We start from the raw sequence: 12,268 nt of genomic DNA on the forward strand, positions 1-12,268 counted from the left end.
GCGCCGATTTCGTCATAGATCAGCACTTCCGTGCGAGATCCTTGCGCTCCGGAGGCCCGGGCGCGGATCGTGTACCAGGATTTCATGGGATCACTCCTGTTGAATGTCGGTGCCCGAGTTATTGTCGGACGGTCCGTCATTAGAATTCGGGTTGGGCTCTTGGACGGGCGTTGCCCTTGCCCCCTGCGTTTCACCGGGGCTGGCGCGATAGGTCAGGCCCAGATCGGCTGCCCGTTTCGCGTCGGATGCGTTTTCACGGTCAACCTCTTCGATGTCGTAGCCGGTGGCCTCGACCACCTTGCGCCGCGAGGTGAGCCCGGCCTCCATCGCCAGCACCTGCGCTTGGATATCCTTCAACGGGTCGACCCAATCCCACCGTGGCGGGATCCATTGGACGGGTCGCGCGACAACCGGATCTGCATCCAAGGCGCCTGAGAGCACGGCCGTCTCCAGCCAGCGCCGCCAGATCGGACGGCAAAGCTGGTGTGCCATGACCCCGTGCTGCAACTGACCGATGCGGCGACGGAACTCGACCAGTTCTGCCCGCAAGCTCGAATAATTCGCCTGCCGAACATCGCCGGTGACCAGATGATAGGGCAGCCCCAGCGAGGCTGAGACCGCCAAGAGGGTGCGGTATTGGAACGCCTCATAGCCGCCGCCGACATCGGCGGGGCTTGAGAACTTCACATCCTCACCCGGCAGCAGCACCTGCATGGTGCCCGGCTCGAGACTTGCAATCGCTGCTCCATCGAGATCAGCTTCGCCTTCGCCCATCATCGGGTCTTCCGGGGCCGTCTTGGTGATGAAGCCCGCGAACATCGCCGCCGTCTTTTTGCGGTCGAGTTCCGCATCGTCGTACTGGTCCAAGAGGAAGAGCCGCACCATCGCAGGCGCAACATGCGGCAGGCCCCTTATCTGGCCTGCATCAATCGGCCGGTAGATGTGCAGCACCTCCTCAGCCGGCACACGAACCGTCTCAGGCACGGCAACGCGCTGGTCAGTGCTGTCACCCGGATGGCGGCGGCGGAAGTGATAGGCCACCCGCCGCCCGATCAGGTCGAACTCAATCCCGCAGCGGATGCGGTTCCCATTTGGGTCCGTTTCCGTCTTCTCGAAGGGCAGCATCTCAGACTGGAGAAGCTGCAACTGTAGCGGCACCAGCAGCCCGTCCTCAGCGCGACGCGGACGTAGGCGAACGAAGCACTCGCCGGCGACGAACATCTCGCGCGCGACCATGGCCTGCAGGCCGTAGAAGTCGGTCAGCCCATCGGCATCCGCCTCATCTGTCCAGGCGAGCCAGAGCTTCTGAACCTGGTCGCGCAACGTCGCATCCATGATGAGCGACGAGGGCTTGATCCCGTCGCCGACAAGGTTCGCCGCAAAGGCCTCGCATGCGTTCGCTGCGTAGCCGTTGGTCACCACAAGTTCCCGAGAACGGGCCAGCAGTCGCGGGCCGCCAGAGGCAACCAGCGCGTTGATGTTTTCCAAGGGCGGGTTCCAGCCCCGCAAGCGGCGCTTGGCCATAGCCCCCTCAAGCCGCGCGCGCATGGCTTCAGGGCCGCCCGGCTTGGGTCGGCGGAACATGTCGAACAATGCCATGTTAGTTAGAGGCCCTTCGTCGCCGTTACGCGGACGTGGCGAATGAGTTTTCGTCCCTCGGCGGCGGCGATTTCGCGGTCGAGCGCCTCGATGGCACGGTCGATCTCGGCGACGCTGCGATAGTCCACCGTTTTGCCGTCATAGCTGACCCGGGCCACCCCAGAGGAGCGTTGCGACGTCAGAGCCTCCCGGCGGAGTTTCAATGTCGCCAGATCCGCCATGCCCTAACTCATCCCATGTATGTTGACCGCGCAACGCGGCGCACCTGTGCTTTGCGTAGAGATTGCGGGCCTTTGGCAGAGGCCGTGCCCCTGCCATCAGCGACAGCAAACTGCGCCGCCAACTCCTCCCACCGCGCATCTGACCAGCGGTCTGCGCCGAGGATCCAAGCCGCCGCACGTGCATAGACACGGCAATCGAGTGCCTCGTTGCGTTCCCGCAGCTTCTGCCATTCGAGTTTCGCGAAGCCGCGTTTATTCTTGACCGTGACCAGTTGCTCAGCCGTCAGCTGCTTCAGCCATTCGGCATCGACCCAGCCCGGCAGATGAAGAAAGCCGGGAGGGAACGTCTCCACATCCGCCGGGCTGGTTTCCAACGGATCAAGCCGCAGGAACCGATAGGTCTCAGCCTTGAAAGTCGAGGTGGCAATCGTCCAAAGCCGTGCCCCGCGGCGCAGGCGTTTCCCACCTATTGTGGCGTCTACAAAGGTTGGGCCTGTGACGGGGCTTGCCCTATTGAATCCCTCAAGGCCTTTGATTGGCGCGACCTGTCCAAAGCCCACCTGCCGCGCCCAGGCGTAGACGGCGGCCGTTTCATAGCCCGTATCGATCGCAAGTCGCGCGATGGTCATCGGTGTGCCGCTTGCGTGAACCCACGTCCGGCCAAGGAGGTCGGAGAGTTTCTGCCAGCACGCCGGATCGCCCGGCCCGCCGTCTATGACGATGTGATCGATGAGCCAGCTTTGAAGGCCCCGCCCCCAGGCCCAGACATCAACCTCGATCCGGTCTTTCTGCACGTCGGCGCCAGCGGTCAGAAACAGCCCGCCCGCCGGCACCGTGCCCGCGGGCCAGTCCTCCTTCAGCCCCTGCAGCCGTTGCCAGTCAGGCGCCTCGCCGCTTTCCATCCAGGTCTCGCCAAGCGAGGTGTTGATGAAAGTCTTCATCGTCTCGTCCCCACCCGCCCGCGCCGACAGAAACGCCTTCGCCATGGCCTCGAGCCGCACCCAGGGCGAATAGATCTCATTCAGATGGAAGCCGGCTGTCCCGTTAAAGGGTGCCTCCGCAATCCAGCGACCTTTTGAGATGGCCGACCAGCGGGTCTCATCCTTCCAAGGCACGTCACAGTCTGCGCAATGATAACGTGCGGTTTCGGGCCGATGGCTGCTGTTCTCGTCCTTATCCCATTTGACCTGTCCCCAGGTTAGAATTTGTTCATGGCCGCAGTTGGGGCAAGGCACCCAGAACCGTCGCTGGTCGCTTTCCTCAAATGCTATCTCAATTCGGCTCGCACCCTTGTTTGTCGGCGTCGAGACCAGCACAATCTTGCGGTTCCAAAACGTCACCGTCCGCTTCTTCGCGAGGTTCACCGGGTCGCCTTCAGCGCCTGCGCTGAACGGATAGCGGTCGACTTCGTCGCAGAGGAGCAGCCGGATCGGTCGGCTCGCAAGGCCAGAGGGCGCATTGGCGCCGACGATGGTGAGATGCCCGCCCGGGAACCGCTTGTGCAGGATCTTGTTGTTCCCGTCTCGCGACTTCGGGTTGGCAATCTTATCCTGCAAACACGGCGTGTCCCGTGCCATCGGCGAGAAGCGGTCCTTCGACCAGGTTTCGGCATCGCGCTCAGTGGGCATCACGACCATGATCGGCGCCGGATCGTGGTCGATGTGATAGCCGACCATGTTCAAGATCGACTCCGACTTGCCGATTTGACTGCTCGACATGATCACTACTGTTTCGGCCGCCGGATCGGAAATTGCGTCCATGATCCCGCGCTGGTATTCGGCGCGGCTCGTACGCCACTGGCCCGGCTCAGCGCTGGCCTCAGAGCTCAGCCGGCGGTTCTGATCTGCCCAGTCGCTGATCGTCAGATCCGGCGGCGGCTTCAGAACTGCCAGTGCCTTCGCCACCGTCCGCTTGAGGACTGGTGACCCCTGCAAGGTCAATGTCGGCTTCAAATTCAATGTCTGGCTGCGCGAGATCATCGAGCACCTCGCGGATGCCGGCGCGGATCAGGTTCCGGGTGTCTCCGACGGTTGATTGTTCAAAGGCTTGTGGTGCCAGCCGATCCGGCAGTGCCAGCAGGCGGGTGCGCAAGAGCGCCAACACCGCGACCCAGGCCGCCTCGATCTGTTCGGCGGCGATCAGCGAGTGGCGCTTTTCTTCGGCTTCCATCTCGGCAAGGTCGGCGCGCGCCCGGATGAAGCGCGCCCGCTCAGCGGCATAGTCTGGCGCACCCGCCTGCGCCTTCAGCGCCTGATCACGCAGATAGCGGACATAGCCCCGCACCGACCCGATTAGATCATCCGGGCCCCGCTCAGCCTTCGGGATTACACCCTCGCGGCTCAGTTGCTGGACCCGCCGTTCCGAGAGGTCGAGCAGCCGCGCGATCACGCCGATGGGTTGGGTGGCAGATGACATGCGTGGACCCCGAAAGCGAGATTAACCGTATGTAATTGCGTCGAATTCACTGGATAAACCTCGCCACTAGAGCGAACATCAAGACAGCACCCAACGCAATTCAGGACGCATCAAGATGAGCCATCGACCAACAGCGCAAGACGCGTTTATCGCCAAGAAGGCTGCGATCGACACGATGCTCGCGCGACTTCAGGCGCTGAGCGCAGAGCACTTCAACACCCACCCCGACGAGGTGCACTGGGGCCATGTCGGCAACCTCGACTATTACGCCGAACTCCTGAAGCGCGTCACAGACAGCGCCTTCAAGGAAGGCGAACACGCGGAGTGACCCCCATGGAAACCAACAGCATTCGGCTCCCCATCCGGAACCTGCCCGAGCACTTTGATCGCAGCCGCATCACCGTCGTCCTTGAAGAGATCGAGATAGCATTGATGGATGATGGCGGCGTTTACGGCAGAACCTTCGCGGACAGCTTCACGATCACGGTCGAGGTTCCGACCCATCAGCTGATGGATACCGCCAGCTGCCTGAAAGACCTCGGCCTAATTTAACTGCAAAGAGCAGACTGGCGTTTCAGGGTTGGTTCGTCTCAAAAATACTGTATTGAAACCGCTGCTCGTTGCCCTTCGGTGTCCGGTGAACATGGCGTTTCGCGTCAACAAGGTCAAAATGCGCAGGCAGCAGCCGGTTAATCTCTCCCGCAAGAGACACGGGCGAATAGCGCTTCACCGGGAGTCCCGAGCATTTTTCAGGGCCATCCTCGGCAAAGGTGGCAATGATTGCCGTTCCACCCGGCTTGAGTGCTTTTGACAGCGCCCTCACATAGGCTGCGCGATCTTCAGCTTTAGTCAGAAAATGAAATACCGCACGATCATGCCAAACGGAGTAGTCGCGATGGGGTTCCCATTCAGTGATGTCGGCAGCAATCCAGTCGATCTGTTGTGCGCGGTGTCCCAGTCTGGCTCGACTGAGCGACAGCGCGGCCTCTGAAAGATCCAATACAGACAGCGGTCCAAAACCGTGGTTCAGCAGCGCATCGACCAATCGAGACGCGCCAGCACCGATATCAATGAATGGCTCCCCAGCTTTCAGATATCTCAGAACAAGTTCAAGGGATGCTGAAGGAGTTTCTTCGAACCAGGTTAGCTCGTCCTCGGTGCGAGCGCCGTACACGTCGTCCCAATGTTGATGTCTAGCCATCATAAAATCCTCCCTATTGGGGCAAGGCTAGATCAAAAAATAGGGTTTCGCACGATATTAACACTTCACTCATCTCGGACGAGGATGGCCTCAAAGAGCCGCCGCAAGGCAAAAGATCGGAACAGGCTAACTATCGTGAAAACACCGCCCATCGCGAGGTTTTGTCCGAGAGTCGTTTGCAGACCAAATATCGGGAAGATCAGTATCTGCGTCACAACCGCAACCCCATAGCCGACGATCACGTTGGTGATCGCTTCAATCAGTGACATGAGGCGAGACTGCTTCATGCGGCCTCGCGCTCAGTTTTCAGGGCATCAAAGGTCGTATCGCCTCCGTCAAGGACAGCCTGCTTGCCCGTAAACTTCTGCCAACGCTGGACGGCTACATCGACGTAGGCTGGGTTCAGCTCGACACCGAGGCAAACGCGGCCTGTCGTTTCCGCCGCGATCAGCGTCGTCCCAGAACCCATGAATGGCTCATAAACTGCCTGTCCTGGGCTCGAATTATTGAGGATCGGCCGGCGCATGCATTCCACGGGCTTCTGCGTCCCGTGGACGGTCTTTTCATCCTGGTCCTTATTCGCGATATGCCAGAGCGTTGTCTGCTTGCGATCGCCTGCCCAGTGACCTTTGCCGGTCTTTTTGACCGCATACCACGCGGGCTCATGTTGCCAGTGATAATCGCCCCGGCTCAGAACTAGCCGCTCTTTGGCCCAGACAATTTGTGAGCGGATGATGAACCCACAAGCTTCCAAGCTTTCCGCGACAGTCGCCGCATGCAGCGCGCCATGCCAGACATAGGCGACATCTCCCGGGAAGAGTGCCCAGGCCTCGCGCCAATCCGCGCGATCGTCGTTCAACACCTTGCCGGTGCGTTTGGTCTTGGCAGCGCCCATTTCGTTACGCCAACCTGGATCATATTCCACACCGTATGGTGGATCGCTGACAAGCAATAGCGGCTTTACGCCGTTCAGCACTCTCTCGACATCCGTGGCGACCGTACTGTCACCGCAAAGTAATCGATGGTTTCCCAAGATCCATAAATCGCCTGGGCGGCTGATCGGATCCTCGGGAGTTTCAGGAATATCGTCCTCGTCCTCCTGCGGACCGGTGCCCTCTTCGAGGCTGGACATCAACGCATTCAACTCGTCGTCTGTGAAGCCCGTCAGCCCTAGATTGAAATCCGCCTCCAGCAGGTCCGCCAGTTCGAGGTTCAAGAGGTCCTTGTCCCATTCCGCGTTCTCACTGGAGCGGTTGTCCATGATCCGGAAGGCGCGCGCCTGGGACGCGGTAAGCCCCTTGGCGACATGCACCGGCACTGTCTTGAAGCCGAGCTTGCGCGCCGCTTCAAATCGCGTGTGCCCGGCCAGCACGACCATCTCCTCGTCGACAACGATGGGCTGACGCCAGCCGAACTCCTGGATCGAGGCCGCGACCGTTGCGATCGCCTGCTCATTGCGGCGCGGGTTGCGCGCATAGGGAATGATCTGCTCAAGTGGCAGGTCGACGACGTCCATGATGATGTCCTTGAAATGCCGACGAAGCGAAATGGGGTCAGTCCCCCATTTCGGTTCAGGCGCGTTATGTCAGACCCTCAGGCCTTTGTTTTGTTGGGGCTCAGTCCAAACCGAAACGAAACGGGTATTTTCAGGGTTGTCACTGGGAAACCCTCGCGCCTCGCCCCCCCGAATACGGTCACGAACAGGAGGGACCCGTTCAATTTCAATGGGTTACGCGGCTTGGATTCTGGCTGGAACCCGGAGGCCACCGGGGCATCCACCACGAAAACGGGGAGAGCCGTCTCCGCGACGCACTCTCCCCATCATATGCTTCACATAGCATGAATCTGTTGCAGCTGTCGAAAACAAAAGTGTTGCAACACTTTATGCAGCTGCAGCATTGAGCCGCGTCGCAATCTTGGTCAGCGCGAGCCTGTGCTGTCGCCATGCGGTGCTGCGATCGACACCCAATTCGTAGGTGATCTCCTTCCAGGGACGCCGGGCTGCCCGCCACCAGATCAGGCGGCGCTCGTCCTCGCCAAGCCAGATCACCCAGTCGAAGGTTTGCTCCAACCGGGTGATGGCACTGGCAGATGGCCAGACCCGCATAGGCTCTGGCTCCATGGCGAGGATCTCCTTCTGCGAACGTATAATCTGCGGCCAGGCGCTGAAGTATCCCTGCACCTTTACCGGCGGTAGCTTCCGCAGGGTGCGGAACGCTTCCTCAAAATGATCGGCGACGTCCTCAGCGGTCCAGATGTGATCAGCCATGGCGCACCTCCCTCGCGGCAGGAAGTTTGCCATAGAGCTTTTCGCCAAGCTGACGGACGAGTTCGCGCTCGGGCCAGGTCAGGCGCGGGTCGTCCAGAGACACGGCCAGTACATGCTGTTCATGCCAACCCTCCCGCTTGACCTGCTCGGGATCGCGGCGCTGGCCGCCATAGCCCTTGGGAGTGAACCTCATGCCACACCTCCCCAGGTCTCAAGGGCCCAATGCAAGATGGCGATGGCATCGGCCTCGTTGTCATCAGCCGGGCTGTAACCCCGCGCACGGGCGGCCGCGATCATGGCGTGCTTGGGCGCGTTTCCGTGTCCAGTCGCGTGACGTTTAATGGTGCCGACCGGCACACCCTGATACGGGATTCCCCGTAGTTCAGCCCAGGCCGTCAGCGAGGCTATCAGCCCGCCATAAACATGGGCTGCGTCGGTTCCGGCATGGCGGCGGACCTCTTCGAACCAGATGGCCGCAATGGGCCCGGACAACCGGTCGAGTTCCGTCAGCCAGTTGGTGAAACGCAGATAGCGCATACCGCCGCCGTCATAACGTCCGGGACGGAAACTGGCTGTGCCGGTCGTGATCAAACCGTCATAGCCGCGGATCGCCCAGCCGGTGGTGGTGCCAAGATCGAGCGCCAGCACACAGCGCGGGGTGTTTTCGGATTGGGTCATGGAGACCTCCTCTTCGCTTTGGCGAGCGTGGCGAGAGGGCTGGCCGGTGAAGGCTGCGGTCTCGCCAGGCCCCGAAGGGTGGTCTGGTCATGTCAGGCGCGGGGCGAGCGGGCCGCCCGGCAGATCTTTCTGGTGTTTCAAATAGGCAGCCTGAAGCTTTCCCCATGCTAACCCATTGGCACACCTATATAATATATATAATTCATATTATTATATAGTTATAGGGGGCAGTCATTCTTTTATTAAACCGCGCGCGCGTACACGCGTAGAGGATAAGGTGTCCTCTTGAAAGATTGAAGGACGTGAGGGTTCCTCCTTTCTCCATTATTCTCATGTGCTTAAGCATGATCAAACTTCCTTCTGCATGATTTTACGCCCTGAAGCATCTCGCCAGGGACCGCCCCAGTGGGCCATTCGATAGACCATCGCTTGCCTCGTCGATGACCCACGCATGCCTGTTGTGATGTCCCCGCTCTCGATCAGGGTCAGCAGGATCTCGTCGCGGTCCCGGGATTTCAGCCACTGCGAGGCCCGAGTGATCTCGGATTTGGTGATGCCCTTGGCGCCCGATCCTCTGATGATTTCCTTCAACCGCTTCAGGTGTGCCTCGGTCTCAGTGTCCGCGACATGCCGCTCGACCGCCTCCATCGTGCGCTGTGCATAGTGCCGCACGAAATTGATCGCCCACTCTGCCGCCGTGATCTCGATCTCAGGCCGCACCGGATCACGCCCCACCGCCACGATGAGGGCAAGCTTAAGAGCGTTCTCCCCAATCCGGGCAAGAATGGCCGTGAAGGCCGTGCCAGCGGCGGCCCGCAATTCCTCCGTCAACTCGATACTGAGCTGGCGGAACCGGGCGCGCGCTTCCTCAGTCATCGGCACGATCATCGGGTTCACTGCGGTGTTCTGATCGGCGGTCTTGCCAGCAAGATTGCCCTTTGGGGCGCCTCCACCGGCCGCGATCAAACGCAGCCCATAGATCAGCGCAGGCGGGGCCTGCCGGATGCCGACGGCGATGTTCTCGTCTGGGTAGTCCTCGTCGCTGGGCAGGATCAGGAAACGGGCCAGCGAGCCGTCTACCACGTTTGCCCCCTGCAATGCCCCCCAGAAGTGCAAGGGCGTCGTGGTGCCATAGACGCAGAGGCAGGGCTGGTTGATGTCGCGCCGCTCGTTCGTGCCGTCGCGGTTGGCATATTCCGCCCCGAGGAAGATCCCGCCGGCCGAGGTGTAGAGCTCGGTCATGTTGTCGAGAATCTCGGTGATGTGGCGCGGACTGCGCTTGCGATCTGCCGCAGCTGACAGGAACATGCCAAACTCGTCGATCTGAAACAGGATCGCGGGCTGACGGTGCAGCGCGGTCAAGAGCCCCGCGCCGGAGGCGATCTTGTTGCCGCCAAGGTGGTGCGCGAGCCCCGCTTCGAAGAAGGTCTCGTTGATGATCTCGCGGGCGTGGTTCTTGCCTGAACCGCTGTCGGCGATGCCAACGACATAGAGGTTCGAGCGCAGGTTGCTCTCGGTCCGGTAATTCCGCCCCATCAGCGCGCCGATGGCGCAAAGGCTCGCGCCAAGCGACAGGAGCGGCTGCGGACGGCGGGCGGTGGTCAGCATGTAACCCGTGAGATCACCCACCAATCCGTCAGGGATGGCCAGCGAGAATGGCGGTGCAGCTGGCGCCAGAGACTCCGCCGTTGTTCTAGCATCCAGCCTCGCCAGCAAACCGGCCGCCGGATGATCCGCGTCATTGGTCAGACTGCCATCAAGGCGGAGGTCGGGATCAGGCTGCCAGCCGCGTTCCATTGCCAGATGGTAGATCGTGCCAGCGCCGATCCGGTCGGGCTTGAAGCTGGCCCAGGCCTTCATCGTGGTGGCGGGCACATCCTTGGCTGCCTGTGCGGACCAGTCGGCAAAGAGATCTGCCCCGGCCTCGCCGAGCGCCCCCTTCAAAGCCATGCCGACGCGCATCCAGCTGTCGTAATCCAGCTCGGCATTGGGCAACCAAGCGAGCGCCGCCTCGATCGCGGGCAAGGTTCCGATCTGACTGTGGCTGCGCATGTACTCAGTGTCTACCGTCTGGTTCGTCAGACCGCGCTGACGCAGGACCTCTGGCAGCAGCGCATAGGCCTCGTCGATGAAAGCCGTAGCAGCCTCGGCCGAGATTTCCGGCAGATCGCTGATGTCGATGTCCGCCAACCCCTCTTCGGGCCAGGCATAGGGTGCGCCCGTGTCCGGATGATTGGCGTAAGCCACGAACTGCTGCCCGAGGCAGAGCACCTCCAGAGGATGGCGTTTGATGCCTCGAAACGGCGTTGCTGTGCGATAGACCAACATCCGCTTTGGCGCACGACCAATGCGCAGGGCGGGTGTGTCGCCGAGACGTTCCCGGGCGAGCCGCTCTATCCGCAGTGCAAGGTCAGCGTCATCTTTGATGTCGATATCGACCGCAGCCACGGCACCGCCCACGATCCCGATGCCGCAATCCGGCCAGCTTGCCCATGTGGCCACCTCGACCTCGGTGGTGCCGCGTTCCGCATGGCGGTTCCATTCGGGATAATCCGCCCATGCCCCGCGCTGGAAGCGGCCGGGTTTCTTCGTGCCCGGGCCGATCGGCAGGATGGCATAGCCATTGGTCACAAGCCGCGCGCCAAAGCGCGCCATGAAGGATGTGTTGGTCATCAGAAGGGCACCTCGGGGGTCATGGCGTCGAGGCGTGTGCGGTCGTGGCCCGCCAGCTCGCGCAAGTGGTCGCAATATCCGGTGACAACCGCATCGATGAAGCGGTCCCACTCGGTCTCAGTGAGGGTGGCGAGATCGGATTTGCCGATGCTTTCGAGATACGCGCCACCTTGTTGGCCGCCGACGGTCATCGCCTGCATCTCATTCGGGGTGGGATCGATCATGCCCTTCCTCCCGTGGCAGATGTTCTGGCAGGTGCGGCTGCAGAGGTGCTTGCGGCTGGCATCGCGGCGCGGGTCCGAGACCCGGAAATTCCGGTCGAACCAGCCAAACCCGCGAGGTTGCCGGTGGCAAACGGCGCAGAGGCCGGGGGAACGTTGGCGCATGGGTCAAACCTGTAACCGGAAACCTCGACATAGCGGCCCGCGGGGCGGACCGAGATCGCACTGGGGCGCATCAGCTCTTTGGCCTGCAAAATGGCCTCGTCCACGCTGAGCGGCACCGGACAGCCAGGTGCGCGCTTGCGCCACCATTCCGCCGCCTTCTGGCGGGCATAGCCCTGATGCTCAATGCAGACCCATTCGCTGTAGGACTTGATCCCGCAGCTATAGGTCACCTTCAGCGAGGGCTGCCTTCCGAGCTTGTCGTGGCGGCTGTAGGAGACGCCGTGCACGGGCAGCCATTGTTGCTTCGGCGAAAGGACGGGAAGTGTGGCCGCCGTGGGGGCGATTTTGACCTCCCGGGGCGGGAAGACGTGGCCGCAGTCCGGGCATTCCGTCGCCGAGAGCGCGACGATGCTGTCGCATTCGGGGCAAAGCTTGGTCGGAGCCTCACCTCCACCGGCCTCGCCTGGGCGTTTCGGACGCACCAGATCGATCGGCCCGTGACGGCGGACATTGCCAGCGAAGTCGAGGACCAGACAGTTTTCCTTGCCCGGCACGAGGCGCGTGCCGCGGCCAACCATCTGCACATAGAGGCCTGCGGACTTGGTGGGGCGCAGGAGCGCAATCAGATCGACACCCGGCGCATTGAAGCCGGTGGTCAGCACGCCCATCGAGGCCAGCGCCCGGATTTCTCCGCGCTTGAAGGCGGCGATGATGGCATCGCGCTCGTCCTTCGGCGTGTCGCCGAAGATCGTGCGGCAGCTGATGCCCTGGCGGCCGAGTTCCTCGGCCACATGACGCGCGTGCTCGACGCCCGAGCAGAAGGCCA

Annotated in this window: 15 protein-coding genes; 2 read left to right on the forward strand and 13 right to left on the reverse strand. The window is 61.6% G+C overall.

Annotated features, from left to right (window positions below):
• Positions 1 to 90: 90 nt before the first annotated feature.
• Genes JJ869_RS17795 through JJ869_RS17810 form a run of 4 tightly spaced genes read right to left on the reverse strand, consistent with a single transcriptional unit; the run spans position 91 to position 4,235 of the window.
• Positions 91 to 1,599 carry a phage portal protein gene (locus tag JJ869_RS17795; RefSeq protein ID WP_292269086.1) on the reverse strand — a complete coding sequence of 503 codons (1,509 nt, stop codon included), beginning with the start codon at positions 1,597 to 1,599 and terminating at the stop codon, positions 91 to 93.
• A 5-nt stretch (positions 1,600 to 1,604) separates the two neighbouring features.
• Entirely contained in the window at positions 1,605 to 1,820 is a 216-nt protein-coding gene (locus tag JJ869_RS17800; protein ID WP_292269087.1) for a hypothetical protein, read from the reverse strand.
• 8 nt (positions 1,821 to 1,828) lie between these two features.
• Positions 1,829 to 3,724 (reverse strand): phage terminase large subunit family protein, encoded by a 1,896-nt coding sequence (locus JJ869_RS17805; protein ID WP_292269088.1) that lies wholly within the window; start codon positions 3,722 to 3,724, stop codon positions 1,829 to 1,831.
• Complete coding sequence (locus JJ869_RS17810; protein ID WP_292269090.1) at positions 3,639 to 4,235, reverse strand: terminase small subunit, Nu1; 597 nt, start codon at positions 4,233 to 4,235, stop codon at positions 3,639 to 3,641. The genes JJ869_RS17805 and JJ869_RS17810 overlap by 86 nt, the downstream gene beginning before the upstream one ends.
• Before the next feature lie 115 nt (positions 4,236 to 4,350).
• Here JJ869_RS17810 and JJ869_RS17815 point away from each other — a divergent pair, with 115 nt between their 5' ends.
• Both JJ869_RS17815 and JJ869_RS17820 read left to right on the forward strand, forming a co-directional pair.
• On the forward strand, positions 4,351 to 4,563 hold the full coding sequence (locus tag JJ869_RS17815; RefSeq protein ID WP_292269092.1) for a hypothetical protein: 213 nt from the start codon (positions 4,351 to 4,353) through the stop codon (positions 4,561 to 4,563).
• A gap of 5 nt (positions 4,564 to 4,568) precedes the next feature.
• On the forward strand, positions 4,569 to 4,787 hold the full coding sequence (locus JJ869_RS17820; protein WP_292269093.1) for a hypothetical protein: 219 nt from the start codon (positions 4,569 to 4,571) through the stop codon (positions 4,785 to 4,787).
• A gap of 22 nt (positions 4,788 to 4,809) precedes the next feature.
• Here JJ869_RS17820 and JJ869_RS17825 read toward each other — a convergent pair whose 3' ends face one another.
• The 9 genes from JJ869_RS17825 to JJ869_RS17865 all read right to left on the reverse strand — a co-directional run.
• A complete protein-coding gene (locus JJ869_RS17825; RefSeq protein WP_292269094.1) occupies positions 4,810 to 5,439 on the reverse strand; it encodes a class I SAM-dependent methyltransferase in 630 nt (209 codons plus the stop codon).
• Between the two features lie 62 nt (positions 5,440 to 5,501).
• Complete coding sequence (locus tag JJ869_RS17830) at positions 5,502 to 5,723, reverse strand: hypothetical protein (protein ID WP_292269096.1); 222 nt, start codon at positions 5,721 to 5,723, stop codon at positions 5,502 to 5,504.
• A complete protein-coding gene (locus JJ869_RS17835) occupies positions 5,720 to 6,952 on the reverse strand; it encodes a DNA modification methylase (protein ID WP_292269099.1) in 1,233 nt (410 codons plus the stop codon). Before JJ869_RS17835 ends, JJ869_RS17830 begins: the two co-directional genes overlap by 4 nt.
• Before the next feature lie 366 nt (positions 6,953 to 7,318).
• Positions 7,319 to 7,705 (reverse strand): DUF6362 family protein, encoded by a 387-nt coding sequence (locus tag JJ869_RS17840; protein ID WP_292269102.1) that lies wholly within the window; start codon positions 7,703 to 7,705, stop codon positions 7,319 to 7,321.
• Positions 7,698 to 7,898: a hypothetical protein gene (locus tag JJ869_RS17845; protein WP_292269103.1), complete on the reverse strand. Its 201-nt coding sequence runs from the start codon at positions 7,896 to 7,898 to the stop codon at positions 7,698 to 7,700. The genes JJ869_RS17840 and JJ869_RS17845 overlap by 8 nt, the downstream gene beginning before the upstream one ends.
• A complete protein-coding gene (locus JJ869_RS17850) occupies positions 7,895 to 8,383 on the reverse strand; it encodes a hypothetical protein (protein ID WP_292269104.1) in 489 nt (162 codons plus the stop codon). Before JJ869_RS17850 ends, JJ869_RS17845 begins: the two co-directional genes overlap by 4 nt.
• Before the next feature lie 348 nt (positions 8,384 to 8,731).
• Positions 8,732 to 11,056 carry a PriCT-2 domain-containing protein gene (locus tag JJ869_RS17855; protein ID WP_292269106.1) on the reverse strand — a complete coding sequence of 775 codons (2,325 nt, stop codon included), beginning with the start codon at positions 11,054 to 11,056 and terminating at the stop codon, positions 8,732 to 8,734.
• Entirely contained in the window at positions 11,056 to 11,280 is a 225-nt protein-coding gene (locus JJ869_RS17860) for a DUF6511 domain-containing protein (protein WP_275813912.1), read from the reverse strand. Before JJ869_RS17860 ends, JJ869_RS17855 begins: the two co-directional genes overlap by 1 nt.
• Positions 11,277 to 12,268 (reverse strand): helicase-related protein (locus JJ869_RS17865; protein ID WP_292269108.1); only part of this gene is annotated, 992 nt, incomplete at its 5' end. The genes JJ869_RS17865 and JJ869_RS17860, both read right to left, overlap by 4 nt.

This window comes from Marivita sp., from assembly GCF_017643905.1.
Lineage (GTDB): Bacteria > Pseudomonadota > Alphaproteobacteria > Rhodobacterales > Rhodobacteraceae > Marivita.

Excerpts from the sequence above, each read along its gene's own strand:
- JJ869_RS17795 (WP_292269086.1), bottom strand. The coding sequence starts at position 1,599 with ATGGCATTGTTCGACATGTTCCGCCGACCCAAGCCGGGCGGCCCTGAA.
- JJ869_RS17845 (WP_292269103.1), bottom strand. The coding sequence starts at position 7,898 with ATGAGGTTCACTCCCAAGGGCTATGGCGGCCAGCGCCGCGATCCCGAG.
- JJ869_RS17830 (WP_292269096.1), bottom strand. The coding sequence starts at position 5,723 with ATGAAGCAGTCTCGCCTCATGTCACTGATTGAAGCGATCACCAACGTG.
- JJ869_RS17810 (WP_292269090.1), bottom strand. The coding sequence starts at position 4,235 with ATGTCATCTGCCACCCAACCCATCGGCGTGATCGCGCGGCTGCTCGAC.
- JJ869_RS17855 (WP_292269106.1), bottom strand. The coding sequence starts at position 11,056 with ATGACCAACACATCCTTCATGGCGCGCTTTGGCGCGCGGCTTGTGACC.
- JJ869_RS17860 (WP_275813912.1), bottom strand. The coding sequence starts at position 11,280 with ATGATCGATCCCACCCCGAATGAGATGCAGGCGATGACCGTCGGCGGC.
- JJ869_RS17820 (WP_292269093.1), top strand. The coding sequence starts at position 4,569 with ATGGAAACCAACAGCATTCGGCTCCCCATCCGGAACCTGCCCGAGCAC.
- JJ869_RS17835 (WP_292269099.1), bottom strand. The coding sequence starts at position 6,952 with ATGGACGTCGTCGACCTGCCACTTGAGCAGATCATTCCCTATGCGCGC.
- JJ869_RS17850 (WP_292269104.1), bottom strand. The coding sequence starts at position 8,383 with ATGACCCAATCCGAAAACACCCCGCGCTGTGTGCTGGCGCTCGATCTT.
- JJ869_RS17825 (WP_292269094.1), bottom strand. The coding sequence starts at position 5,439 with ATGATGGCTAGACATCAACATTGGGACGACGTGTACGGCGCTCGCACC.
- JJ869_RS17800 (WP_292269087.1), bottom strand. The coding sequence starts at position 1,820 with ATGGCGGATCTGGCGACATTGAAACTCCGCCGGGAGGCTCTGACGTCG.
- JJ869_RS17840 (WP_292269102.1), bottom strand. The coding sequence starts at position 7,705 with ATGGCTGATCACATCTGGACCGCTGAGGACGTCGCCGATCATTTTGAG.
- JJ869_RS17815 (WP_292269092.1), top strand. The coding sequence starts at position 4,351 with ATGAGCCATCGACCAACAGCGCAAGACGCGTTTATCGCCAAGAAGGCT.